The organism is Pedobacter sp. NEAU-ZC8, assembly GCF_059278965.1.
In genome coordinates, this window is sequence record NZ_JCAJXC010000003.1 from 232,512 (window position 1) to 257,973 (window position 25,462).

The following is a 25,462-nucleotide window of genomic DNA, read 5'->3' on the forward strand; positions in this document are numbered from 1 at the left end:
CCGATTCTAGAATACGCTAATGCTGCTGCGGGCATGATCAAACGTATACCCAAATGAATTCCAATTCAAATTCGGTAGGCTATAAACCTTTGATTTTTGAGCGCAAAAAAAGTCATCCTTTAGCGTCAAGACCGTTGCATTTCTGGTTACTTCCTCAGGATTTTATCCATCTTTTTTCCCTTCGCCAATTCATCAATCAGCTTATCCAAATAACGCACACGCTGCATCAATTCATCCTCAATTTCCTCTACCCGGTAGCCGCAAATAACACCCGTGATCTTAGATACATTCGGGTTTATCATCGGTGCCTGATCAAAAAATGTCTTAAAGTCAGTGCGATCCTCCAGGTGCTTCTGCAACTCATCTGCATTATACCCCGTTAACCAAAAGATGATCTCATCTACTTCATCCTTTGTGCGCCCTTTTCGCTCTGCCTTGTTGATGTAGTGCGGATAGACACTTGCAACAGACATCTTATATACTCTTGATTGATCCATTTATATAACGTGCTGGTTTGGTAGTAACTATAATAACCAAAATAAAGAATTTTCTTCTTACCGGAAAAGTAATCAATATTAGGTGCTGCTCTTTGCCGGTTCTTCTATCAGCAAGTACCCTAACTACGCATCCAAAAAAATTCAATAACTGACGACTTGCCAGTTAAAATGGGCATTGCCATGATGACCAGCCGCAGTTAAGACCGCATACACCTCAAAATTGGATCTATGTCAGCGGAAATAAACAATGTGACCAGGTCTGCCTAAAAGAGGCTATCACCAACCCACACAAGGGTAGGTAAATATCAATTGAAAGACTGTCGAAATTCCAGCGGAGAAGTGCTAGTTTTGGATTTGAACAGCTTGCTAAAGGACTGTGGGTGCTCAAAGCCCAACCCATATGCAATTTCGCTTACGGAAAGGTCCGTCGTCGATAGCCGCTCCTTTGCTTTTTCGATAAGTTTGTCGTGAATGTGCTGCTGCGTACTCTGTCCGGTCAACACCTTCAGCAGTCCACTTAGATAACCAGTAGAAACATTCAGTTCATCAGCGATATACTGCACCGTTGGCAGCCCTTTCTTCACAAGCGCAGGATCTTCAAAGTATGCCTTCAGTAACTTATCCAACCTGTCCAGAACCTGGTGATTCGTGATCTTTCGCGTTATAAACTGTCGCTGGTAGAAGCGTTCAGCATAATTCAAGAGTGTTTCCAACTGGGAGATAATGATGTTCTGACTAAAACGATCAATATTCGCATGGTATTCTTGCTGGATGTTTTGGATGATGTTATTCAGTATGGCCTCTTCCTTATCTGACAGGAATAATGCCTCATTAACGGAATAGTCAAAAAACTCCCACCGCTTAATGATAGCAGCAAGGTTGCTGTTCCAAAGAAAGTCTGGGTGGATCAATAATATCCACCCAGACGCATGATGATCCATATCGGTTGACGGTGTTGCATGTAATACCTGCCCGGGTGCAAGAAAGTACATCACGCCCTCATCGAAGTCATATTCCTGCTGACCATAGCGCATTTTCTGACTCAGTCCACGTTTAACTGAGATCGAATAATAATCTGAAACCGTTACGGTAACGTCACTGTTTCTTTTCGCTACGACAAGTTTAGCATAATCAACCACACTGATCAGCGGATGTTCCGGCTTCGGCAGATTGAAGATGTTGTGAAATTCACTTATCGATTTTATCCTGTAAGGTTTCATAATATAAAGATAACTATTGCTGCCAGATCACGAACGCTAAATGCTTGCGCCGACTAGCTGGATCATTCGTTATTAAATCGCCTGGCCACCGGAAACTTCAATCCGCTGCGCATTAATCCAGAATGCTTCATCGCTGCAAAGGAACGCAACCACACCACCGATGTCATCTGGTAAACCTACACGGCCCAGTGCTGTTATGCTGGCAATTTGAGCATTAATCTCTTCGTTGTCCCGTACGCGACCGCCTCCGAAATCCGTCGCAATTGCACCCGGAGCTATGACATTCGCGCGGATTTTTCTGCTGCCGAGTTCTTTCGCCAGGTATCTGGTAAGCGTTTCTACTGCAGCTTTCATCGAACCATAAACAGACGATCCCGGCATTGCAATACGAGTAAGGCCAGAAGAGATATTCACGATTCCGCCCCCGTCGTTGATCAGAGGCAGTAACTGTTGTGTTAAGAAGAACACGCCTTTAAAATGAATATTGAAAATTCCGTCCATTTGTTCCGGAGTTGTGTCTGATACAGGCGCATATAGGGCTGTTCCAGCATTATTTACCAGATAGTCAATTTTTGAACTTCCGGTTTCCTCAAGCAGATACGCACTTATCGTATTCACGAAGGCTGCGAAGTTGCCAATATCACTTGTGTCAAGTTGAAATGCTGCAGCGTTCTGACCCATAGACTTAATCTCTGCGACAACCTCATCTGTAGCCTGTCGATTTGCATTGTAGGTAATTATTACATCCAAGCCTTTTTTTGCGACCGCCAATGCCATGTTTTTTCCTAAACCTCGACTACCACCGGTAATCAACGCTATTTTGCTTCTTTTTTCCATTTTATTTCGTTTTTATACTGTTATTCTGATTTGCTTCGCTGTTATTTTTTTGACTTCTGTCTCTGGTGCTTACTCGCATCCTATTATATTATGATCCCTGGTAAATGGAACTAAACGTTTCAACGAATGCTTCCAACTTGACCTTTCCGGGTTGAACATTCTGCTTATCAAAATCTTCCCGCAGCATACCGCTATGTGTAGCCCTTGCGAGTTCTACTAGGCTCTTCGCCAATTCCTCCGAAATTCCCTGATAACGTAAGGCTTGAAGCACCTGTTCTTCAGGTAAGATATGCCATTTTAAATCCGGTTTTCCGATGGCTTGCCCTAGAATGGAAGCGATTTCATTGCAGGTTCTTTCATCACTGGCAACGTAACGTACTTTGTTCATCCCTTCAATCTGCGTAATTTCGGCTGCAATCGCCGTAGCAATATCATCAGGAGCCGCCATGGCTAATAAATCTTCTTCACCGTACAACGATCCGATATAGCCTAAAGATTTGATCATCGGAATAAAACTTAAAAGATTGTAGTAGAAATAAGCCGGCCTAATATGCGTCAGGCTTATACCAGAGATTGCATTGAGGATTTGCTCTGCCTTATACGAACCTGCGATAATGCCCGTACCTGCTGGAAGAGCACCATAGCTACTTAAATGAACTACACGCTTAACACCAGCAACACGGATCGCCTCCGCATAGGAATGTGCAATGCGCTCGTAGTAGGCACCTTGGTCAACTGCGAAAAAGTTCGGGGGTATCATACAATAGACCGCATCAGCGCCAGCAAAGGTCGAGGCTACAAATTGCCTGTCTTCAACACTGCCGATGGCTGCGCTGGCACCCAATGCTTCAATATCCTTTGCTTTCTCCAGCTTTGAACTGATTAGGGTAACGGAGTGACCCATACTCAACAGCTTAATGGCCAGTAGGCTACTGATATGTCCTAAAGATCCTGTAACAATAATTTTCATGTGCTCCTTTTGATTTATACAAAAGTGTACAACATTCACAACGCTGAAGTAGCCGAATCTCCTGTCCTTGTAGCCAAATATCGTCCAGGATAGCAGCCAATAAGAACAATGAGGAACAAATCCGGCCACGCCGTTTTGATGATGATAAATCCGGAATAGATGCATATACTGAAACTATACTCTAGAAGTAGAAGAGCAACTAACAAATCGTTTGACATCTAAGAATTAATCTTTGATTATTAATTAAATACATTGATATTTAATTGATGACCATACTCACCGTACTCCTCTGCATCTTACTGCTGATCGTTATGATCTCGGTATTCAAGATCAACGCCTTTCTTTCCTTCCTCATCGTATCCATAATCGCCGGCATCACGTTAGGCTTACCACTGCCCAAAATTGCCGGGGCGATAGAGAAGGGGATGGGTGATGTACTCGGATCGCTCATCATCATCATTACAACAGGAGCGATGCTTGGTAAGCTCGTCGCGGAAAGTGGTGCAGCGCAAAAAATTGCAGAGGTCATGATGAGCACTTTCGGCAAAAAATACATCCAATGGGCAATGGTTATTACCGGATTTATCATTGGCATACCGCTATACTACGGGATTGGATTTGTGTTAATGGTTCCGCTGATCTTTTCCGTGGTCTACCGTTATAAGCTCAATGCCATTTACATCGGTCTACCGATGCTGGCAGCATTGTCTGTCACCCATGGTTTCCTTCCCCCGCATCCATCACCGGCTGCGCTAGTCGTACAGTTTGATGCCAATATGGGACTAACCCTATTCTACGGTATGATCATCGCCATACCTGCAATTGTTATTGGCGGGCCGATCTTCGCGAAATCACTTAAACATATAGAAGCACAGCCACTGGCGGCATTCCGGACTAAAGAATTGCCGGAAGAAGCCTTGCCAGGAAGTTGGGTAAGCCTCTTAACAGCACTGTTACCCGTAATCCTGCTTGCGCTTGCGTCCTTTCTTCCCTTAACCTTACCGGCCGGATCGCCCATTACGCCAGTCGTAACCTTCCTAGGCAATCCTTCGATTGTCATGTTGTTTGTGGTGCTGATCGCGACCTACACACTCGGCCTAGCCAGAGGAATGAAAATGAATGCCATCATGAATCTGTACAGTGATGCGGTAAAAGATATTGCGATGATCCTTTTGATCATTACCGGATCGGGCGCTTTGAAGGAGATTCTGGTTCAAACAGGCGTTAGCCTGGAAATCGCAAGATACCTGGAGGGCATTGCGGTCGATCCTTTGATCCTGGGTTGGCTGATTGCGGCGCTTATCCGATTTGCGGTAGGATCCGCCACTGTAGCAGGCCTTACAACGGCAGGTATCATTTTCCCGCTGATGGGCGCTGCACACACGGATCCGAACCTGATGGTGCTTGCCGTTGGGGCTGGCAGCCTGATGTTCTCACACGTAAATGACTCCGGTTTCTGGCTGTTCAAAGAATATTTCAATTTAAGCCTTAAAGACACCTTCCGGTCCTGGGCACTCATGGAAACCATTGTCGGCACAATGGGTTTGATTGGCATTTTGATTCTCCATGCGCTTTTGTAACTTGCCGGTAACGCCACTCCTTAATAAATCAAAGAACTACAACTTATATGGAAAATTTAACAGCAGATCAACGTTTTGAGAAACTGGGATTAAACCTGCCGCCAGCACCTGCACCGCTCGGGGTGTATAAACCTTGCCTTATTGATGGTAAATACCTTTATTTAAGTGGACACGGACCTGTAAAAGACGACAAATCATTGATCATCGGCAGAATAGGTGCCGGGATGAGTCAGGAAGAAGGCAAGCTTGCAGCAAGACAGGTCGGACTCACGATGCTATCAACCATAAAGGCCAACATAGGCAGTCTCGACAAAGTAAAGCGTGTAATCAAAGTACTGGGCATGGTGAATTGCAGTCCAGACTTCGAAAAGCACCCTTTCATCATCAATGGCTGCAGCGAGCTGTTCGCAGAAGTATGGGGACCTGAGCATGGAATTGGTGTAAGAAGCGCCGTTGGTTTCGGATCCCTGCCGGACAATATTCCAGTGGAAATTGAGGCGCTTTTTGAACTTCATTAAAACCAATAAAAATCATCCATGATAGAAGTAAACTGGTATCCATTGGAAGATCCTGCAAGCGTAAACTCGCCGGGACTCATCTTTTATGAAGATCGAATTCAGGAGAACATCAACCTGCTCATCAGCATGATCGATCAGAAAAGCCGTTTACGCCCACATGTTAAAACCCATAAATCAGCTGAAGTGACCAGAATGATGTTGGCTGCAGGCCTGCAGAAATTCAAATGTGCAACCATCGCAGAAGCGGAAATGCTAGGTACTTGTGCGGCGCCGGATGTTCTGCTGGCTTATCAGCCGGTTGGACCAAACCTGACAAGATTCCTGGCTTTACAGGAGCAGTTTCCGAACACCAAATTTTCCTGTCTGGTTGATAACGAGGAAACAGCTAGAAGCATCGCCAAACTTGCAAGGCAGCACCATAGAACGTTCCAGGTCTACATTGATTTGAATGTCGGCATGAACCGAACTGGCATGCGGCCGGACCGGGCAAAGCTTCTCTACGAGAGCTTGCTCAATGTAGAAGGCCTGAATGTGCTTGGTTTTCATGCCTATGATGGACACATCCACGACGCTGATTTCAGTATACGGCAGGAAAAGGCAGCGGAAATCATCATCGCACTGCAGACCTTAAGACGAGCAATAGAAGAAAAGCATCAGCACAAACCAATCATTATTGCCGGGGGTACACCCACCATGCCTATTTTCGCAAAGGATACGGATTTTGAATGCAGCCCGGGAACCTTTGCGCTTTGGGACGAAGGCTATCAGAAAGCATTTTCAGAGCAGCCTTTCTTACCTGCAGCCTTGGTTATCTCCCGGGTTGTCTCTCTGCCGGATGAAAGGCTCATCTGCCTGGATCTTGGGCATAAAGCGGTTGCGGCTGAAAACTCCTTATCAAACCGGATCACTTTTTTGAATGCACCAGAACTTGTGCCGGTTAGCCAAAGTGAAGAACACCTGGTAATGGACGCCGGCGAGAACCATCAGTACAAAATTGGCGATGTGCTATATGGGCTTCCATTCCACGTCTGTCCAACTGTAGCACTATATGACCAGCTAATAAGTGTTTCCTCGAGAAGAGCTCCAGAAAGCTGGCAGATTATTTCGAGAAAAAGAAAAAACACGATCTAAGAAGCCAATACATGATCTAACTAGAATATAAGATAATCTAACCCAACACCGATGTTTACAATAGATGCCCACCTGGATTTGAGCATGAATGCGATGGAATGGAACCGCGACCTTCGCCTCCCGATAGAAACTATAAACAGCCGGGAAGCAGGCTTAAAGGATAAACCCGACCGTGGTAAGGCGGTGGTTAGCCTTCCAGCGCTGAGAAAAGGGAATATCGGTTTGGTTGTCGCCACGCAAATCGCACGCTATGTTGCACCAGACAACCCACTACCTGGTTGGCATTCACCAGAGCAGGCATGGGCGCAAACCCATGGGCAGCTGGCCTGGTACAAGGCCATGGAAGCTGCAGGGGAGATGCTGCAAGTGAAGGACCTGGATGGTCTGGAAAAGCATATAAAACTTTGGCAGGAGGACAATACCAGCGAGCATAAACCCATTGGCTATATCCTGAGCCTTGAAGGTGCAGATTCGCTGGTAGATGTTGGCCATCTGGAAATCGCCCATGCCTATGGCTTGCGTGCAGTTGGTCCTGCACATTATGGGCCTGGCAGGTATGCGCAGGGTACCAATGCAACCGGGAAAATGGGGCCTCATGGTTATGCTTTACTGGCGGAAATGGAGCGTTTAAACATTATTCTGGATGCCACCCACCTGAGTGATGAAAGCTTTTGGGATGCAATGGATCATTTCAACGGCGCAGTCTGGGCTTCACACAACAACTGCAGGGCACTGGTAGATCATAACCGGCAGTTTACAGATGAGCAGATCAAAGAATTAATAAGCAGGGGTGCTGTAATCGGTGCTGCACTGGATGCCTGGATGATGGTGCCAGGTTGGGAGCGGGGCCTCTCAACGCCAATAAGTACGAATTGTAATTTGGAAGTGATGATCGATCATATAGATCATATCTGCCAGCTGGCGGGTAATACCGATCATGTTGGCATCGGCTCAGATCTGGATGGTGGCTTTGGCAAGGAGCAATGTCCTTATGATCTGGAGACCATCGCAGATCTGGGCAAAGTTCCCGAATTGTTTGCCGGGCGCGGCTATAGTAACACAGACATTGAAAAGTTGATGCATGGCAATTGGTTACGGTTTCTAAGAAAGGTCTGGAGCTAAATAATCCCCATGTCTTTGCAGAAGGCGATCAGTTGTTCATTCTTCTTGAAATTCAACACCGTCTTAATGTGGTTCAGCCGCTTCTCCATGCTGCTCATGCCATTGGGCGTTATCCTCAACTCTGAAAGTTTAGCCGGAATTTCCTTCAACTGCATGCCAGCGGCCAGGAGCGATATAACCGTTAGATCATAATTCGTAAACTGGTGACTGTTGCTGGGACTGATCTGCTCTTTTATCCTTGGAGAAATGAAGGTTTGGCCTTTGACAATCGCCCGAACCGCTTGTTCAAGTTCAATGGCGTCCAGGCGTCCCTTTTGTACAAATCCGTTTATCTGCAACGTTGAGAAGAATGACTTAATCAAGGCCGGGCGACCTTCTACAGAAAAGATGATGACTTTTAGCAAGGGTTGTAACTCCCGTGCTGCTTTAATGAGGTCTATTCCGCTTTTAAGGTGTTGCAACCGGTGGTCTTCGATGAATGAAAGGTCAGTAATTAGCAAGTCATAAGGCTTTCCAGCTGCCAGTTCTTTCTTAATTCTGGTGTATGCATCATCGCAATAATAAACATAATCAAAAACCGGAATTGCCAGATCTTGGATGGTCTTAGCTACGGCTCTACTGCTGGTTTGGTGATCTTCTGCGATAAGTACTTTTTCAAACATTTAAATCGACTTTAAAGGAACGCGAACAATTATTTTGAGTCCGCCATCTGCATGATTTTCAAAGGTAATTACTCCTTTCAAAGCAGCAATACGGCTTTCCGTATTGCGCAAACCCAATCCCTCTGAAGCATCAGCTGCCATTCCGATGCCGTTATCACGGTATTGGATCTTCAAACTTCTATTGGTCGTTTCAAATCGAAGTACAACCAGGCTTGCCTGGCTATGTTTATGCATATTCACCAGCAATTCCTGCAAGATCAAAATGACTTCATCTTTAAGTGGTTCGTCCAGGATTGCGTTAAGTTCATCATTTAGCCCTGCCGTTACAATTTTCACCTCATCTGTAGAGAAAGAGGAGATGAGCTCGTTGAAACGTGCTAAGAAATCCGCGGGTTCGGCGATCACCGCATGTGAAATCTCCCGCGACTTAAAATATAATCCCTCGATCTGCGTCAGAAGCCTATCCTTATTGATTGTTGTACCATATTCCACCTCCGACATCATCCGGTAGAGACCGTTTGCAACCACATCATGAATGTCTTTTGAGGTGCGTAATTTACTCTCGCGAACAGCTTTCTCGGCTTCTTCTGCTAACCGCCGTTTCCGCTTCCGATAGATCATTATCGATATAATGATTGTTGCCAGCACGATAATCGCTGCCATTCCTAAAGCATAGGAACGGCGACTAATCTGAATTTCCTTCTCCGCATTTTCTTTCTCCAGCCGGAATCGTTCCGATTTATGTTTTTCTGTTTCATAGCGGATCAATGCGAATTGGTTTTTTGCTGCATTACGCACTTTGGCAACGCTGTCTTCGAGCCTGCGATAACGTCTAAAGTAGTTCAATCTATGCTGACCATCCAGATCTGCCAGTTTACTAAGTGCTTCCAGTTGATTGTCGGGGTTCCTGAGCTTCACAGCAAGTTCATACATTAACCTGCTGTAATGTAAGGCAGCCTCCGGTTTTATGGTCCAGTAATAGTTTGCAAGGTGCGCGTAACTTGAATTCTGGCCCCAAAGATCCCCAATTTTCCTGCGTATTTCCAGAGCCCTCAGGTAAGACGGAACCGGATCATACGTAGGTGAGTACCGCCATCGGGCCTCTGCTAAGTTGGTAATTGTTCTAGCTCTTGTACCATCCGCCGGCGCCTTAGCCAAAACCTCCTGGTAGAGGCGGATAGCCACCTGGTGTTTGCCCAGTTCCCTGTACGCGTTGGCAATATTGTTTTTCGTGATATGTAAACTTGAGCTATCTGTGATTAGAGGGAGTGACTGATTGTAAAACTCAATCGACTGATTATATTTTTTCAGGTCATAGCAGGCGATCCCGAGATTGTTCAGGTTGGAAAGGATGTAACGATGGTGTTCCGCATTTGCTCGATCCAAATACTTCAATGCCTCCATACTGTACTCCTGGCCATCAAAGTTGTCGCCGGCTTCTGTAGCAATTAGGGCCATGTTAGTCAACGTGCTGGCCAGCATAATACTATCCTTGGCCTTAAGATAAGCCTCTTTGGCCTGTGCAAAGGCAAGGAAGGCGCTATCAGACTTTCCAGCATCCTGAAATGCATATGCCTTATCGGTAAATGGGGATCTTGTTTTCGGATTCTTTACATCCTTATGGGACTTATCCTCATGTTTTGCGCAACTTGAAAGTAGTTGAATTACCAGAATTAAAAAGCCTATTATTATCGCAGGTTTCAATGATCATGTTTTTGCCTAAATTAAGAAAAACAGCGGAACGCGCTTAAACTAATTTGATGCATAGAAAAAGCCCATGTCCGATCTTTAGGAAAGCAGTAGTGCCACCCAGCGGGCAGGCTAACAGCTCTGCAAGAAACCCCTGGGACCCATAGGGGAGAAGTACGAACAAAAGCAGTAAAAAAGAGGTGGAAATTCGCTTTATACAGGTAGGTAAAAGGTGTGAGTGACAATAAGGTGCCTGCGTTTACATGCAGATAAATGTTGAGTTGAATAAGTAAACAAGCCCAACGACTGCAATCATGAGCATGAGAGCACATATATTTCCTTTCATCATTTCACGATTGCTGGACCTGTAGGCACTTACAACTTGTCTGATCTTTTTGGAAATTAGCACAATTGCGATAAAGCTGAAGAAATAATACATCATTGTAGGCCTTTATAAGGCATTTAGGTAATCACGTTAATTGAATATCATCTACAATATAGAGGTTTTAAATTTTCAGAACAATCTATCTTCAACCATATTCAATTAACGTAATCCCGCCTTATCTACACCTTTTTCGGCGGAAGATCAAATGCAACCGCTTCATGCTCAAAATGCCCGTTGTGTGCACCATCACAGAAAGGCTTGTTCTTAGACATTCCGCAACGGCAGATGCCTAAAACCGTACGTCCCTGAAGGCCGTAGACATTGCCATTTTTGTCAACGATTTCAAAATCGCCTTCTATTTTCACAGATCCATTATTATTGATCGTAAGTTTCGTTTTTGCCATTTGAATGAGATTATTCATCAAAAATAGGCTATTGAAACCTGCCGCTGGAATATCATTCTAATTTAGAAACATTCAACCTTGACAAGGCCAGCCAGGTACACAGGTTCAGGCGCAGTATTAGTCAGGTGCGAGCATATACAATCCGATGGCTACTTCATTAAGCTGATGTTGGTCATACCGCCGTCGACCAGAACTTCCGTACCCACGATGAAGGAAGAATCGTCTGAGGCAAGAAATACCGCAGTTTTGCCAATTTCAGATGGCAGGCCCTGGCGGCCCACTGGAATGATGTCCGTCCAGAGCTGTTTCACCTGCTCCAGGTGTTCTTCAGGCACAAGTTTACCAAACACGGGTGTATCAATCGAGCCTGGAGAAAGCGCATTAACCCGGATATTCCTGGAAAGCAAGTCGAGCGACAAGCCTGCCGCTAGAGATATCACTGCAGCTTTAGCTGCCGCATAAATGGACATGCCTGGTGCGGCACGGTGTGCAGCGCTGGAAGCAATGAGGATGATCGAGGCTCCATCATTCAGGTACGGAAGTGCTTTCTGAACCGTGAAGTACGAACTTTTCAAGTTCAGGTTCATGTATCCGTCATAGTTACTTTCAGTCACCTCAGCGATACCGGACAAGGGGCTACCGTCTACCACGCCACCGGCGTTAACCACCAGTGCATCTATTTTGCCGAATTTTTCATAGGTCATCTTAAAGGTCCTTTCCAGTGCCTCCAAATCGGTAACGTCACCAGCAATGGCCATAAAACCGGCGCCAAGTTCGCTAACAGCACGGTCTAGTGTTGCCTGGTTTCTTCCGGTGATCACCCCAACTGCGCCTTCATTTCTGAAAGCTTCTGCAATCCCGTATCCGATGCCGCTATTACCACCTGTAATTACGGCTACCTTATTTTTTAATTTGCTCATGATATGATTATTTAATCTTTGAGCTGCAAATCTAATACATGTTTGTTTACTAAAGTAACTATGTACCATAAAGTAACAGTAACTTACAGGTAACAAGGTTACATCTGCCGGACCGAAATACCGCAACCGGGGGAGCGGAAGCAGCTTAGGCTAAGGACGTTTAGCAAATAACAAGAAGCAGTTGATGATCATGATCAAAGCCGTTATGCCGTGTACGAGCAGGTGTTCGAGATCGCCGGAACCATTGGTTGCCGCGATGATGAGGAAGTCGCCCAAGGGCACGACAGTTGCAGCTGCAAATACCCAAGCCGTTGCTTTGCGCATCCGCATGATCAGCAAGGGCAGGAGTACGATGCCGGAAAAGATGTCCCGAATTCCTTTAACCTGACCATAGGCCGCATCACCAGCGTCACGGAAAGCTATTCCATAGCCAAGCGCCCCAACCTGCGGCTGCAGGATAAAGCGGATCCCGATAAAAATGATGCCTAGCGCCAGTAAAAGTGTGATCCAGTAAGAGGTTGAATGCATGCCCCATTGAGGCTGTTCTTTAATTTGTGTTTCCATGATTGGTAAGTTTTATGGAATCAAATTTCCGCTTCTGAACAGCCTGGTTCGTTCACCTCGGTTAACTAATGCAAGAAGGGCAATTATTTTGAGCTCAGCAGCCGCTTTCGAATCCTGGATAGTGACTGGGGTTTGATCCCCACATAAGAAGCAATATGGTACTGCGGGATTCGTTCTGCCAAGCTGGGGTAGGATCGCAGGAACTCCTGGTAACGCTCAGCCGGGGAATCCTTGTAAAAAGACTTTAGCTGTTGCATGCTGGTTAGAAAGAGACTTTCAATCGCCAGGCGACCAAGTTTTTCACCCTCGCCGACAGCGGAATACAGCTTTTGCAAGTTGTCATAACTGATTACCTGCAATGTAGTATCCTCAATAGCTTGTATACTGGTGTTTGAGGGTACACGCGGAAGGAAACTCTGGTAGTTAGAGACAAATTCACCTTCCTTATTGAAGTACAGCGTTTTCTGAACGCCATTATCGTTCATGTGGTAACGTACCAGGCCCGATTCGATAAAGCCAACATACCTGCATAACTGTCCCTCTTCCAGGAAGTACTCGCCGGACTTCAAGCTGAGTGGTTTGAATAGACCAGCCAGGATGATTTCCTCTTCCTGGCTGATCTGAATCAAATGCTTTATTGTGGCTATTAAAAGACTCATACTTAATGATACTACCTAATCTGAAAGGGAACACCGGTTATTAATTCCGACCATTTCCAAAGCTTGCCGGCGCTGGCCACCTCCAGGGAGTACGGCTTAACACCATTCGGTACGGATGCATTAACGGCCAATTCTGCAACATCTACATCCTCCAGGTAAACGCCACCAATCTCCTCTAAGGCTGGACTAGTCGCTGCCCAGATGGTTGTCGCTGCACCCTGAGGAATGCTTTTAAGCGAATCCAGAACCTCTTGCACCGGATTTCCTTGAGCATCGTAGAAGCCAAACTGCTGCAGGATTTCCAGAGGAGCTTCTCTCGTCAATTCGGTTCCCCAGATGTTTCCAGGATGTACGGCATAGGCACGTACACCGAATTCCCGGGCCCGGTTATCAAGTTCGAGCGTAAAGAGATTTACCGCGGTTTTGGATTGGCCATAAGCCTGTAAGGTTTCGTAACTGCGATGCTCAAAATTTGGGTCTTCAAAGTTGAAAGCTGCAAATTGGTGGCCCAGGGAAGAAACATTTACGACCCTTGCGCCATTCGCTTTTTTCAGGGCCTCCCATAATCTTGCGGTCAGACGGAAGACCGAAAGGTAATTGGTTGCCAGTTGCGACTCATTGCCGGCCGCATCACGGCGTAGGGGTACGAACATGATACCTGCGTTGTTTATCAGCAAATGCAGTGGTCTGCCCGAAGCCAAAAACCGCTCTGCAAAACTGTCGACAGCCTGGGGATCTATCAGGTCCAGTGGTTCGATTTCCACATTAGGAACACCCTGCAGGTTCTGTTTTGCTTTGTTGACGTCCCTGGCACCCACAATAACTGTAGCTCCAGCGTTTGACAGGGTTTTAACCGTCTCCAGTCCGATACCCGTGCCACCCCCGGTGACAATCGCGAACTTTCCGGTCAGATCAAAACCTTCAATAACATCGTTTGTAGTAGAAGAGGCGTTAAACCCGGAGTTAATGGGATGCTGTAATGCGCCTCCATAATTTTGCTGTTTCATAGCTTTATGATTTTCGTTAAGAATCCATACAAACCCGCAAGTCAATTTAAGCTATTTCCCTCACGAATTTGGTGCTGCAAATTTAGTCTATTCCATATATCTTCGTAACTTTGTATACAAAAGTAACAGTAACATTCAGGTAACCCCGTAACCTATGACATGCACTATTGAATCTCCGCAGGATCGTAAAAAAGAGATGATGGCCATCCATGACGCTATGGATGTGCTTAGCGGAAAATGGAAGATCTACATCATTTCTTCGATCTGTCACTACAATAAGAGGCGGTTTTCAGACATCCTGAATGATGTCGTTGGCATATCCAACAAGATGTTAAGTAAGGAACTCAAGGAGCTGGAAACAAACAAGTTGATCAAACGAAGCGTGTTAGACACCCACCCGGTAACCGTGCAGTACGAACTTACCAAGCATGGATTAACGCTGCAAACCATCATCAACAACCTCACCGAATGGGGCCTGGCGCATAGAAACGAGATCATTGGAAAAGCAAAAGCACCGGTTAATAGCGAAATGACGGTCTGAAACCAGCACCACTTCCTACCAAGGTATTTCACCTATACCGTCAGGATTTGTTTCTTCACAGAAAAGTTTCCCCGTTGGACCATCCTGACCGATCAAAGCATATTTAATCACACGCTTAGCAGCCACTTCAATGGAGCCGCCATTCTTACCCGTGAAATCCGTCGCTGTAAAACCAGGACTAACGGCATTCACCTTGAAAGCGGTATCACGCAGCTCATAGGCAAGGTTAACCGTGTACATATTTAGGGCAGCTTTTGAAGAAAGGTACACGACGCCTTTTACATTGTAGTAGAGGTAATTCGGATCGCTGTGTAGCGTTAGGGAACCTTGACTTGAACTTAGGTTCACGATCCGCGGTTCAGGTGAATAATGTAGAAGGTCAATGAATGCTTTAGTCACTCTTGCCGGGCCGTAAACGTTGGTATCATACACTTTCTGATAAACGGCTATTTCGGTATCTACGGCGGTCTGAGGAACCATTTGTCCATTACTGTCCAAGTCAATGCCACTGATACCGGCGTTGTTAATCAGCACATCTAGTGCGCCAACTTTACTTCCAATCTCCTTGCGGGCGGCCTTGACCGACTCTTGGCTGGTTACGTCAATTTGGACAGCTTCTACGTTGACTAGCCCTTCAGCCTTCAGCTGCTCCGCGGCGTTCAGCCCATTCTTTAAATCACGGGTACCTAGAAATACACGGAATCCATTTTGCAATAACTGGCGGGCCGACTCGAAGCCAATACCCTTATTTGCTCCGGTAATTAATACTGTTTTCATTTTACTTGATTTTATTTATCACAAAGATGGCTGGGTGATAAATAAGATATTTTGACTTTTGTCAAAAAATGAAATGCCTCACCGGAGGTAATATCCGGGCTTCAGGAAACAACGGTCATAAGGATCAGCGCTTCCGCAGCCGGCTCAGGGTCTCCGGTTTAATCCCCAGGTAGGAGGCGATCATGTTTTGAGAGAATCTTTGGAAATATTCCGGATGATGCTTGAGGAGGTCCTGGTATCTTTCTTCGGCATTCATGCTGATGGCGGTATGTATTCGTTTTTGCGTGGTAACCGCTACCAACCTTTGCTCAAGCCGGAGGAACTCGTCTATAGCCGGTATCTTCGCCTCTAAAGCATGTAGCTCCGAAGGCGAGATCTGCAGGATCTCCGAGTGTTCCACCGCATCAATATAGTAGCGGCTCGGGCTCTGCAGCACAACGCTTTCCCAATCCGAGATCCATTTCCCCTCCAGGGCAAAGGCCACAACGGCTTCCTGTCCCCGTTCGTTCACCGAGTAAATTCGTACTGCCCCAGATAGTACAAAACAAATGTATTTGCAAACATCGCCTTCCTGCACAACGAACTGTTGGCGGCGCAACTTTTTGAGTTTAAAGGCATCTCTGATCAATGTCTCGTCTTCCAATGAGAGCGGAAACTTGGTGTAGTTCCGGAAATATTCAAATAACGCGTTATAGACATCATCTTTATGCGCCTCCACTTTGTTCCTTACTGATGCTTTCTTGCCCGCCAGGCCATTTGTTGTAGCCGTAACTGTTACATCATTGTCTAAGGTCGAGCGTATTGTCATATGTTCCTTGATTTCCGTCACTAAAATATACAAATATATGCTTGATGCATAATCCCCTTCTCTTAATTGTCCGGTAGGCAGGGCATATCTTTTAGATTGAGTTTAGCTTTGAGGCTTAATCAGCTCATTTCGAGGTTATAAACCCGGTGCTATCTATCGAAGGCATTCAACTAGCTTTGAACGGTCCGCAGCTGGAAGCAGGCACTTGCAAGTGTCGACTTCTTGATAAAAGTCAAGGGAATTTTATGCCTTTTGTCAAAAGTGGGGGAGCTAATCTTCCACAACTTTGGGATCAGGAAATAACAAATATGGCGTCTATTGCGCTCAAAGATAAAAACTGAGAAAACACCGCAACAATTCCGGTCAATAATTAGCAATTAGATCACCAAAAAAGAGATAAAATATACTTCTTAAAATCCTATTTCCGTACTTGTAAATAAATAACAGAATTTGAAATTAGCATAAAGCAATTTGTTATGGAACATAAATTAGATCAACAGGATGAATCATCCGCCAGCAATGCAACTGTAATCGCTGGAGCAATGGAGGCTGAGAAAGCTGCTGCTTCGCCAAGCGAAAGGATGAAAGCCTTATTTGCTACGGCGGACCAGGTTCCGGAAGACATCCGCATCAAAAAACAGCTGCACCAAACGAGAATCCTTGTAAATGGAGAACTCCGGGAATGGAAGGGGGATTTTCATAAGGTGTACTCGCCCATTTTAATCGCCAATCGGGAAAGCGGGGCAACCGAGAAAATGCAGATCGGGAGTTATCCGATAGCGACCACAAAGGAAACCCAGGAAGCCCTGCATGCCGCAGTACACGCGTATGACGGTGGCCGTGGTGAATGGCCTGCAATGCATATCAATGAACGCATTCAGCACCTGAATCGATTTGTTGGCGAAATGAAGACTCAAAAACAGGAAATCGTCAAGCTTATTGTTTGGGAAATTGGTAAAACCGTGGCCGATGCAGAGAAGGAATTTGACCGGACCATTGACTATATCAATGAAACGGTCCGCTCCGCAAAACAGCTTTCTAACCACACCAATGCCTTCCAGGTTACACAGGGTTTTATTGGCCAGACCAAAAGAGTTCCCCACGGTGTCGTACTGTGTATGGGACCGTTCAACTACCCGCTCAATGAGACCTTCACGACCTTGATTCCTGCACTGATCATGGGCAATACCATCTTATTTAAACCACCAAAACACGGCACGCTATTATTCGAGCCCTTATTAGAAGCCTTTTCAACCTGTTTCCCGAAAGGCGTCGTGAACACCGTCTATGGCAGAGGCAGGGACATTGTTCCAATGCTGATGGAAAGTGGGAAAATCGATGTGCTTGCACTGATTGGATCCAGCAGAGTTGCGGATGCCCTGAAGAAAATGCACCCTAAATCCAATCGTCTGAAGTCTGTTTTAGGGCTGGATGCCAAGAATGCGGCGATCATCCTTCCTGATGCAGATCTAAAACACACCGTTAAAGAGGTTATTGCAGGGGCACTGTCCTTCAATGGGCAAAGGTGTACCGCTTTGAAAGTGCTCTTTGTAGATCAAGAAGTTGTTGATCGCTTCAATCAGCTGTTGGTAGAAGAAATGCAGCATATCGGCATAGGCATGCCCTGGCAGAAAGGTATTACGATCACACCTTTGGCTGAACCGGAAAAACCGGCTTACCTCAGGGAATGTATCGATGATGCCATTGCAAAAGGCGCTAAAATCCTCAATGAAGCGGATGGGGGTGGAGCCATCTATGAATCTTTCGTACATCCAACGGTACTTTATCCTGTAAACAGCGAAATGAAGATCTACCACGAAGAGCAATTTGGTCCTGTCATTCCTATAGTTCCCTTCAGCTCACTGTCGGAGCCTGTGGAATACATTATGAATTCCCCATATGGGCAGCAGGTGAGTATTTTCAGCCAGGATACAGCAGCCGTGTCATTGCTCATTGACACACTGGCGAACCAGATCGGAAGGATCAACTTGAACAGCCAATGTCAACGTAGTCCTGACACCTTCCCCTTCAATGGACGTAAAGATTCGGCGGATGGCACGCTGTCAGTAGATGAAGCATTAATTGCTTTCTCTGTGGATTCCGTGGTGGTTACCAAGCAGACACCGGATAATGAGAAGCTTATTCAGTCAATACTGGAGACCGGAGGTTCAAGGCGCCTGACTAACCAGGTATCTTTCTAAGCGGCCCGGGCTGCGAGCTCAGCACCAAGTTGCAAATGCCGCTAAAACGAAGAGCCTTCAAATTCTAAATTGAAGGCTCTTCTTCGATGTCAATCAGGCCCAGTCCATTCATCAACCATGTAATTCCAACTGGGATTTACATCTTATCAATTGAATGCCTGACGGAATTCAAGCGGAGATAAACTGGTCTTCTTCTTAAAGAGGGTGCTAAACGATTGTGCGTGCTCAAAGCCCAAGGTGTAAGCAATTTCACTCACCGATAAATTTGTAGTCGAGAGCTTTTCCTTTGCCTTTTCAATCAAGCGCTGATGTATATGCTGTTGTGTATTTTGCCCCGTATGCATGCGCAGTAAATCACTCAGGTAGTTTGGCGAGAGGTTCATCAGTTCGGCCACCCGTTGAACCGTTAGTAGCTCGGGTTGCGCCGAGGTACTATTGTCATAATATTCATCAACAATGCGCTCAAATTTTGCAAGCAGTTGATGATTGTGGTTTTTCCGGGTGATAAACTGCCGCTCGTAAAACCGGGTGGAATAATTAAGCAGCAGCTCAATTTGAGACAGGATGATGTCCTGGGTATATTTATCAATATGCTGGCATTCCTTATCGATCTTTTTCAATATGGTAATAAGATCCTCTTCCTCTTCCGCAGAAAGATGCAGCGCCTCATTTACCGCGTAAGAAAAGAAGTTATACCTGTTGATTTCGCTTGCCAGCGGATGGGCCAGCAGGAAGTCCGGATGGAAGATCAGCAGGTAACCGGATCCGCATTCTACGGTATTCAGATCCAGGTGTTGAACTTGATTGGGTGCGGTAAAGCTCAGCACGCCCTTGTCATAATCATAATGTTGCTGACCATAGCGTATCTTACCTTTTGCTTCCCTTTTTAGGGCAATACAATAGAATCTGTTGACAAAGCCTTTCCATACATCATCTTCCAGGAAGGTAGTTTCCGCCAGGTTGACCACACTCACCAGTGGATGGCGCGGTTCGGGCAAGGAGAGGAGCCTGTGAAATTCGGAGATTGATCGGATGGCGTTCATAATACTAATTTAAACATTTTAAGTGTAGCGAAGTGCTAATCAATAAGCCCCATGCTAAACTCATCGTAGGGCTTACCCGTGTCGGTACCCAAGGGCACAATGCTTTCGAGTTTTGATAAGTCCGCTTCGTTCAATTCAATCTCCGTGGCCGCTATGTTTTGCTCCAGGTATTTTCTTCTTTTGGTGCCCGGAATTGGTAAAATGCCTTTATTTATGATCCAGGCTAGCGCCAACTGTGATGCGGTGATTTGTTTCTCTTCAGCCATGGCTTCAATTGCTTTAACCAGCTCAATATTCTTGTAGAAATGAGCTTCCTGAAAGCGGGGAATGGATCTTCGAAAATCATTTTCCGGTAAGTCATCTATGGTTCTGATCTGTCCAGATAAAAATCCACGTCCAAGTGGTGAATAAGCAACAAAACCGATTCCGAGTTCATTCAAGGTGTTCAGTATGCCACGTTCTTCTGCTGTCCGTTCAAATAAAGAATATTCACTTTGTACCGCTGTGATCGGGTGAACCGCCTGAGCCCTTTTAACGGTCTCTGAAGATACCTCTGATAGTCCCAAGTATCCTACTTTTCCTTCCTTAACCAAGGTGCTCATCGCCTCTACGGTCTCTTCGATGGGCGTGTTTTTATCAAGCCGGTGCATATAGTACAGGTCGATATAATCGGTGTTCAGATTTTTGAGAGAACGCTCCACCGCCTTTTTCACATATTCTTTTTTGCCATTGATGGTCCAGGTGATCTTGTTGTTGTCATCGATTTCCCAGCCGAATTTTGTAGCGATGATATACTTATCCCTATTACCCGCGATTGCTTTAGCGATCAACTGCTCATTTTTGAGTGGACCGTACAAATCAGCAGTATCTAAAAAGTTGCCGCCCAACTCGAGTGACCGGTGGATGGTGGCGATCGCTTCCTGCTCATCAGCCGCTCCATACGTATGTGCTTCTTCAAAACCAGTCATACCCATGCAACCTAAGCCTATGGTTGGTAGAACCAGGCCTTGGCTTCCTAAATTTCTTTTTTTCATTTCCATACTGTTTAAATTTAATAAGTCAAAGCTCGCTAAGAACAGTTTGATCGCTGTATGCAAAGCCCGGAAAGTTGTATGTAAATCAGGGTTGGCTAAAATGCAAGTGCAAACCTTATCGTATACCAGCGGGACGCTTTGGCACATTTGTAGCTTTAGAGATCGTAATTGATAATGAATCACTTATAGGATTTCAATTTTTGTTACATTTAAAGGTAATCCATCTGTTATGAAATTATGTAAAATTAAGCTATTGTTCTTCATGTTGTTGTATTCTTCAATCTTAAATGCTCAGACCGGCGATCCGGGAACAGCAAACCTCTTTGACCAGAACGAACTTAAATTGATATCCAGTGATTTCAGTTTTACGGAAGGGTGTTCCCCGGACCGGGAAGGAAACGTGTTTTTTACGGATCAGCCAAATGATAAGATCTGGAAATATGGTACAGACGGAAAGCTTACTGTATTCCTTGACAAATCCGGGCGTTCTAACGGAACTTATTTCGATCAGGAAGGCAATCTGGTAGCCTGTGCTGATGAAAACGGTGAGCTATGGGCCATAAAGCCTGATGGAAAAGTGACTGTAATATTAAAAGATTTTCAGGGCAAACAATTTAATGGTCCCAATGACCTTTGGATCAATGACAAAGGGGATATCTATTTTACAGATCCTTACTATAAACGGGATTATTGGACAAGAACAGGAAGAGATTTGAGTAGTAATGACGTTTACTATCTTCCAAAAGGGGCGAAACAGCCGATACGTGTTATTAGCGATTTGAACACACCTAATGGTATTGTGGGAACTCCTGACGGAATGCACTTGTATGTCGCCGACATTGGAGCAGGTAAAACGTACAGATATTCCATTGGAGTCAATGGGGAGCTAGGAGGGAAGCAGCTGTTGATGGAGTATGGTTCAGATGGAATGACCTTGGACGAAAAGGGGAATATTTACTTGACTACAGGCAAGGGGGTTCTGATTTTCAACGCTGAGGGGCAAATGATTGGACAGATTAAGGTTCCTCATGAACCTAGTAATCTTTGTTTTTCAGGAAAAGGTAATGATGTTCTGTTTATTACGGCGCGTAAAGCAATTTATACTTTGCCAATGAAGGTAAAGGGAATAGAGTAAACAAAATCGACATCAACCGCTACGAACAAATTGGTACAGTAGATCTTTTTATAATAGACATTTAGAGCGAAGTAACGTAACAAAGACATAACAGAATACATGCTCGTTGGTTCACAATGGTTCGAAACTTACATCCGTGATGTAAACAAGCACCTTTTGTTTCATACAAGTGCGGCTAGACTAAAAGACTTAGAATCTTTAACTTGGATCTGCTACACCATCTGTAACTCATTTTGAAATCATCTTCAATTTCAAAGCATCAGCTATAACCATCAACCATAGTTTAAAATATAGTATTAAAAGATATTGGGACAAGATAATGTTCAGTTATCCTTTATTTGATCCACTGCCTAGCCATTGCAAACCGCATCCGTGGGTGTTTTTCCGCGAGGGATCTATTTTTGTTTTTCCAGGTTGATCTGGGCAGACAGCTGCGAGCTCATATGGAGCTTTGGCTGAGTAGGAGCCGGATATATACCTGATATCGATTCATTCTAAACATTCAAATGAAAATGTAAACCTCATAGCCTTTCGAAATGAGAATCCAACGAACGATCTCTTTTAACCGATTGAACTCAGTAGTAATTGGCTGAAATGCACGCTGAATCATTCGCTTAAAAGCCCGGATACTCTAGTATTCTCCATACCTTCACTTAAGACGAGCCATCGTTCCAGGCGTGACCGGAATTGATCCAAGAGTTGAGCGGTCGTATTTATTTGCATCAGAATGCTGCGTGTAAGAATATTATTGCGTACCAGGACATCTTCAGGTAGGTCAAAGGCAGACTGACCCCTGCCATCGCAAACTCGAGTTGCCGCTGGCTTTCCAACAACTCGTGAGAACCTATCATAGACTCTCTGACCTGATTCTTAGTGCGGGTTCCCCCATATGCATTAGTACTTTTATTCAGTAACGCGTTGAAGGATGATTCTGGTTTGCTATCAAATGTTCGAATGGACTATAAATTTGACTTTACTAAAGCCTGAAATATTTTCATAATAAACATGACTGGTGTTTTCAGTTAAATAACTCGGGTTACAGTTCAGGCCTGTATGATTGTCGACCAACCGGGCATTTAGTTGCCATTCTTCTCCGGCTTTGACGTAGAGATTAGGTCCATTTGCAAAAACTAGTATATCGCGAGCCACTTGCCGCTAGATCAACCGAGATCTGGCTTGAGGGCCTTGTGGAAAAGTGATAAAAAAAATGCTTTTTCGAGCGACGTTCTCTCCAACGATACCTTTTGACATCGCTGATATTACTATGAAATAAATGCGGCATTTTTCCATCTTGTTTTTCGACTATCGGACTCCGATTGGTCTGGTAGAAGTGGACCGAAAAGTCTGCCACTAAATTAAATCCATGCATTTTAATGTTCTCATAATCATGTATGAATAGGTAAAGTAATCAAATCGGTGAGGTAAAACTTTTAATATTTGTCCGTTATTGTTCGTAAATAATTAACGTTACCTTCCTAAACACCATAATTATCACCAATGAACCATTAGATCAGAACTTTGCTTATAGACCAGGCTCGTAAACATACACCTATTCAATCTCTACACCATCATATTTGCAACTGTCAACGTGACCGGATGCATTTAGAGCCACGCGCTTGACTTCGCGACGTGGGGTTACAATAGACGGAAGTACGTGTCTATCTGATGGGTGTCATAGCATCTTCGTATGTGCGCTCTAATCCAAGGCATACTGCTATGGGGTTAAAGCAGAGCGGAAAAGCACAACACAGTTGCTGGAGCAGGAATAGGTTAGTATGTAAATGCAGTGTCTTGTACCGTACTATCGGTCACTATAGTATCTGCGCTAATTTCAGATAACTCTGAATTCATTTTTCCCGTTTTTGGGAGCCATTCATACCTGTATTTGTTTGGGTTGAAAGCTATAAATGATAGTGCGCCAGTTGCGTTTTCAATCCTTACGGGAGTTGTTCCATCAGTAACATATGTGTATTTCGGTTGTTCCGGATGCGAGTAAACGTACACGAAGGATGCAGCTATAGCTAGCATACCGAATTTAAATACTTGGTCTAAAATTTTCATGCCGCGAAAATAAAAAACTTTCTTCAACAAAATTATGTGCTACATATGACAAGACGCGAATTCATGAGGCTGTAAAATCCTTCTTTTGAAATTACGAGTACCCGCTGCTGAACACTTTCGTTTTTGCCTGGGAGTCCAACTTCTTTGCAATCAGCAAATCTGGATACAGCGTAGAGGTGGAGGTGAGCCGGGCCGACTTCAAGAAGGACTTTACGCACAAGAGTGAGAAGCACAAGATACTAACCAGGCATCAGCATCCTGCAGTGTGCTTACCATTCGAAACAGGCGTAAAGAGCGAGCATTGATATAATCGGGAAACTACGCACGACTTTTGCCTTTAGCCGTTACTTGTGATTGTGTGTTAGCGTCTGGTGGAGCTACAAGCCGTCAGGGCAGTGGATTGACCTTGGTTGAAGCGTTTTGTAGTTGACTGGTTTAAATTCGCATAGGATACGCCTATATGCGGTTAACGAAGAGGTGCGAATTAAATGTACAAATGCAGGTGCTTTATAAGCTTCGCGTTTCTTTACATTATCCATTCATCTGATGATGGTGCTTAATCAGGCCATTATTGGAATTTGTAATAGCAATGGTGTGAAGGGGTTTTGCTGTGTATCCAACAATTGCGCTTTTTGGCTACCTTTTTAGGAAGCAAGATGATTGGGGAGGCGAAAGGAGAAATTGAGTGATTAAAATGCGTAATTTTGTGTGATTTTTTTCTTAACTGACTTGTTATTAGTTGTTGTTCTCATTTATATAAATAACCATTTATATACTAAGGTTATTGAAAGATGGTGTTAGTCATCAAAATAGGAAGTGTATGTCTGATGGAGATAAGTTAACTGGTTTGTAAACCAAAGTAATGATATAATAGATTTGGTTTCCGTAGTGAGACACGTTCCCGTATGTTATAAACAGACGGGAACGTGTCTCTTTTTGCATTTAAATAAATGTTAGATAGGGCATTTTTATCTTTCAAATGCAAACTCTTTAAACTCCTCTTTTCCTAAGAATTCAAATTTCTTTTTGAATAAACTAGCAAACTTTGTGTTTGCTGTAGCAAAGAATATCTGTTTCTTCTCCTTTACAATAAAATATCTTAGAAAATCTAAAAATGATAAGGCATTAAAATCATCAATGAAAGTCACAGGATCATCAAAGATTAATACTTTAGGCCCATCTTGTAATTTTCTATTTAAACTAATAAAAATAGATAAAACTAGAGCACCTCTTTGACCTGTACTTATTTGTGAAATCTCATATGGTTCATCACCTCCTTTAAATAAAACCAATTTCTTGTTTTCAAATTTGATATTAGTAAACTCTTGAGGAGAATGTATAGTTTTAAAAATGTCTTTTATTTCATTTAGATTTGTTTTAAAAAACTCCTGTAATATTGAATCTTCTCCATTATTATTTAATTTTCTAAGAATATTAACTGCTTTATTCAGTCGGCTTGTTAATAGTTCTTGTTTTGGTGATAATTTTTCCAACTCACTATTTTCACTTAAGAGTTTTTTTATTTCATTTTGATTATTCTCTAACTGAGTTAATGAATTCAAGTTATTTCTTAATAGAGACAATTCTTTTGAAATATCGATGATGTTTTTACTATTTGGTATTTCAATGTATTGATTGATTTTTCCAAAACTAAGATTTAATGTATCAACCAAATTTACGTTTGATTTTACGATCTC

The 25,462-nt window shown here is 44.2% G+C and carries 24 protein-coding genes; 7 read left to right on the plus strand and 17 right to left on the minus strand.

What is annotated here, in order from left to right; translation table 11 throughout:
- Positions 1–146: 146 nt before the first annotated feature.
- The 4 genes from AC5WJX_RS04205 to AC5WJX_RS04220 form a co-directional block, all read right to left on the minus strand.
- On the minus strand, positions 147–497 hold the full coding sequence (locus AC5WJX_RS04205) for a DUF2200 domain-containing protein (protein ID WP_494483489.1): 351 nt from the start codon (positions 495–497) through the stop codon (positions 147–149).
- A 305-nt stretch (positions 498–802) separates the two neighbouring features.
- The gene (locus AC5WJX_RS04210; protein WP_494483490.1) at positions 803–1,717 is read right to left on the minus strand and encodes a helix-turn-helix domain-containing protein; all 915 of its coding nucleotides are present in this window, start codon (positions 1,715–1,717) and stop codon (positions 803–805) included.
- A 72-nt stretch (positions 1,718–1,789) separates the two neighbouring features.
- On the minus strand, positions 1,790–2,554 hold the full coding sequence (locus tag AC5WJX_RS04215) for an SDR family NAD(P)-dependent oxidoreductase (RefSeq protein WP_494483491.1): 765 nt from the start codon (positions 2,552–2,554) through the stop codon (positions 1,790–1,792).
- Positions 2,555–2,642: 88 nt separating this feature from the next.
- Positions 2,643–3,524: an NmrA family NAD(P)-binding protein gene (locus tag AC5WJX_RS04220; protein WP_494483492.1), complete on the minus strand. Its 882-nt coding sequence runs from the start codon at positions 3,522–3,524 to the stop codon at positions 2,643–2,645.
- A gap of 266 nt (positions 3,525–3,790) precedes the next feature.
- Here AC5WJX_RS04220 and AC5WJX_RS04225 point away from each other — a divergent pair, with 266 nt between their 5' ends.
- From AC5WJX_RS04225 to AC5WJX_RS04240, 4 genes are read left to right on the plus strand one after another with little or no spacing between them, the layout of a single operon-like run.
- On the plus strand, positions 3,791–5,104 hold the full coding sequence (locus AC5WJX_RS04225) for a gluconate:H+ symporter (protein ID WP_494483493.1): 1,314 nt from the start codon (positions 3,791–3,793) through the stop codon (positions 5,102–5,104).
- Between the two features lie 47 nt (positions 5,105–5,151).
- Entirely contained in the window at positions 5,152–5,622 is a 471-nt protein-coding gene (locus AC5WJX_RS04230) for a RidA family protein (protein ID WP_440429443.1), read from the plus strand.
- Positions 5,623–5,640: 18 nt separating this feature from the next.
- Complete coding sequence (locus tag AC5WJX_RS04235) at positions 5,641–6,753, plus strand: D-TA family PLP-dependent enzyme (protein WP_494483494.1); 1,113 nt, start codon at positions 5,641–5,643, stop codon at positions 6,751–6,753.
- A gap of 51 nt (positions 6,754–6,804) precedes the next feature.
- On the plus strand, positions 6,805–7,875 hold the full coding sequence (locus AC5WJX_RS04240) for a dipeptidase (protein ID WP_494483495.1): 1,071 nt from the start codon (positions 6,805–6,807) through the stop codon (positions 7,873–7,875).
- On the opposite strand, the gene AC5WJX_RS04245 is transcribed toward AC5WJX_RS04240, so the two are convergent.
- The 7 genes from AC5WJX_RS04245 to AC5WJX_RS04275 all read right to left on the minus strand — a co-directional run bounded on the left by AC5WJX_RS04245 (position 7,872) and on the right by AC5WJX_RS04275 (position 14,165).
- Positions 7,872–8,537 (minus strand): response regulator, encoded by a 666-nt coding sequence (locus AC5WJX_RS04245; protein WP_494483496.1) that lies wholly within the window; start codon positions 8,535–8,537, stop codon positions 7,872–7,874. The genes AC5WJX_RS04240 and AC5WJX_RS04245 overlap by 4 nt on opposite strands.
- Positions 8,538–10,241, minus strand: a complete 1,704-nt coding sequence (locus AC5WJX_RS04250; RefSeq protein WP_494483497.1) for a tetratricopeptide repeat-containing sensor histidine kinase — start codon at positions 10,239–10,241, stop codon at positions 8,538–8,540.
- 549 nt (positions 10,242–10,790) lie between these two features.
- Complete coding sequence (locus AC5WJX_RS04255; protein WP_494483498.1) at positions 10,791–11,015, minus strand: CDGSH iron-sulfur domain-containing protein; 225 nt, start codon at positions 11,013–11,015, stop codon at positions 10,791–10,793.
- 149 nt (positions 11,016–11,164) lie between these two features.
- The gene (locus AC5WJX_RS04260) at positions 11,165–11,935 is read right to left on the minus strand and encodes an SDR family oxidoreductase (RefSeq protein ID WP_494483499.1); all 771 of its coding nucleotides are present in this window, start codon (positions 11,933–11,935) and stop codon (positions 11,165–11,167) included.
- Positions 11,936–12,085: 150 nt separating this feature from the next.
- Complete coding sequence (locus AC5WJX_RS04265; RefSeq protein ID WP_494483500.1) at positions 12,086–12,499, minus strand: DUF4267 domain-containing protein; 414 nt, start codon at positions 12,497–12,499, stop codon at positions 12,086–12,088.
- Between the two features lie 83 nt (positions 12,500–12,582).
- Entirely contained in the window at positions 12,583–13,158 is a 576-nt protein-coding gene (locus AC5WJX_RS04270) for a Crp/Fnr family transcriptional regulator (protein WP_494483501.1), read from the minus strand.
- A gap of 11 nt (positions 13,159–13,169) precedes the next feature.
- Positions 13,170–14,165 carry an SDR family NAD(P)-dependent oxidoreductase gene (locus AC5WJX_RS04275; RefSeq protein ID WP_494483502.1) on the minus strand — a complete coding sequence of 332 codons (996 nt, stop codon included), beginning with the start codon at positions 14,163–14,165 and terminating at the stop codon, positions 13,170–13,172.
- Positions 14,166–14,319: 154 nt separating this feature from the next.
- Here AC5WJX_RS04275 and AC5WJX_RS04280 point away from each other — a divergent pair, with 154 nt between their 5' ends.
- Entirely contained in the window at positions 14,320–14,706 is a 387-nt protein-coding gene (locus AC5WJX_RS04280; RefSeq protein ID WP_494483503.1) for a winged helix-turn-helix transcriptional regulator, read from the plus strand.
- A 15-nt stretch (positions 14,707–14,721) separates the two neighbouring features.
- On the opposite strand, the gene AC5WJX_RS04285 is transcribed toward AC5WJX_RS04280, so the two are convergent.
- Positions 14,722–15,483, minus strand: a complete 762-nt coding sequence (locus tag AC5WJX_RS04285) for an SDR family NAD(P)-dependent oxidoreductase (protein ID WP_494483504.1) — start codon at positions 15,481–15,483, stop codon at positions 14,722–14,724.
- A 124-nt stretch (positions 15,484–15,607) separates the two neighbouring features.
- On the minus strand, positions 15,608–16,291 hold the full coding sequence (locus tag AC5WJX_RS04290) for a Crp/Fnr family transcriptional regulator (protein WP_494483505.1): 684 nt from the start codon (positions 16,289–16,291) through the stop codon (positions 15,608–15,610).
- Between the two features lie 476 nt (positions 16,292–16,767).
- On the opposite strand from AC5WJX_RS04290, the gene AC5WJX_RS04295 reads away from it, so the two are divergent.
- Positions 16,768–18,492: an NADP-dependent glyceraldehyde-3-phosphate dehydrogenase gene (locus AC5WJX_RS04295; protein ID WP_494483506.1), complete on the plus strand. Its 1,725-nt coding sequence runs from the start codon at positions 16,768–16,770 to the stop codon at positions 18,490–18,492.
- Between the two features lie 146 nt (positions 18,493–18,638).
- Here AC5WJX_RS04295 and AC5WJX_RS04300 read toward each other — a convergent pair whose 3' ends face one another.
- Both AC5WJX_RS04300 and AC5WJX_RS04305 read right to left on the minus strand, forming a co-directional pair.
- Positions 18,639–19,535, minus strand: coding sequence for a helix-turn-helix domain-containing protein (locus tag AC5WJX_RS04300; protein WP_494483507.1), 897 nt, complete (start codon positions 19,533–19,535; stop codon positions 18,639–18,641).
- A 35-nt stretch (positions 19,536–19,570) separates the two neighbouring features.
- Positions 19,571–20,569 (minus strand): aldo/keto reductase, encoded by a 999-nt coding sequence (locus AC5WJX_RS04305; RefSeq protein WP_494483508.1) that lies wholly within the window; start codon positions 20,567–20,569, stop codon positions 19,571–19,573.
- 229 nt (positions 20,570–20,798) lie between these two features.
- Between AC5WJX_RS04305 and AC5WJX_RS04310 the strand changes: the two genes are divergently transcribed.
- Entirely contained in the window at positions 20,799–21,704 is a 906-nt protein-coding gene (locus AC5WJX_RS04310; protein ID WP_494483509.1) for an SMP-30/gluconolactonase/LRE family protein, read from the plus strand.
- A 1,770-nt stretch (positions 21,705–23,474) separates the two neighbouring features.
- Here the strand turns inward: AC5WJX_RS04310 and AC5WJX_RS04315 are convergent.
- The gene (locus tag AC5WJX_RS04315; protein WP_494483510.1) at positions 23,475–23,765 is read right to left on the minus strand and encodes a hypothetical protein; all 291 of its coding nucleotides are present in this window, start codon (positions 23,763–23,765) and stop codon (positions 23,475–23,477) included.
- Positions 23,766–24,733: 968 nt separating this feature from the next.
- Positions 24,734–25,462 (minus strand): hypothetical protein (locus tag AC5WJX_RS04320; RefSeq protein ID WP_494483511.1); only part of this gene is annotated, 729 nt, incomplete at its 5' end.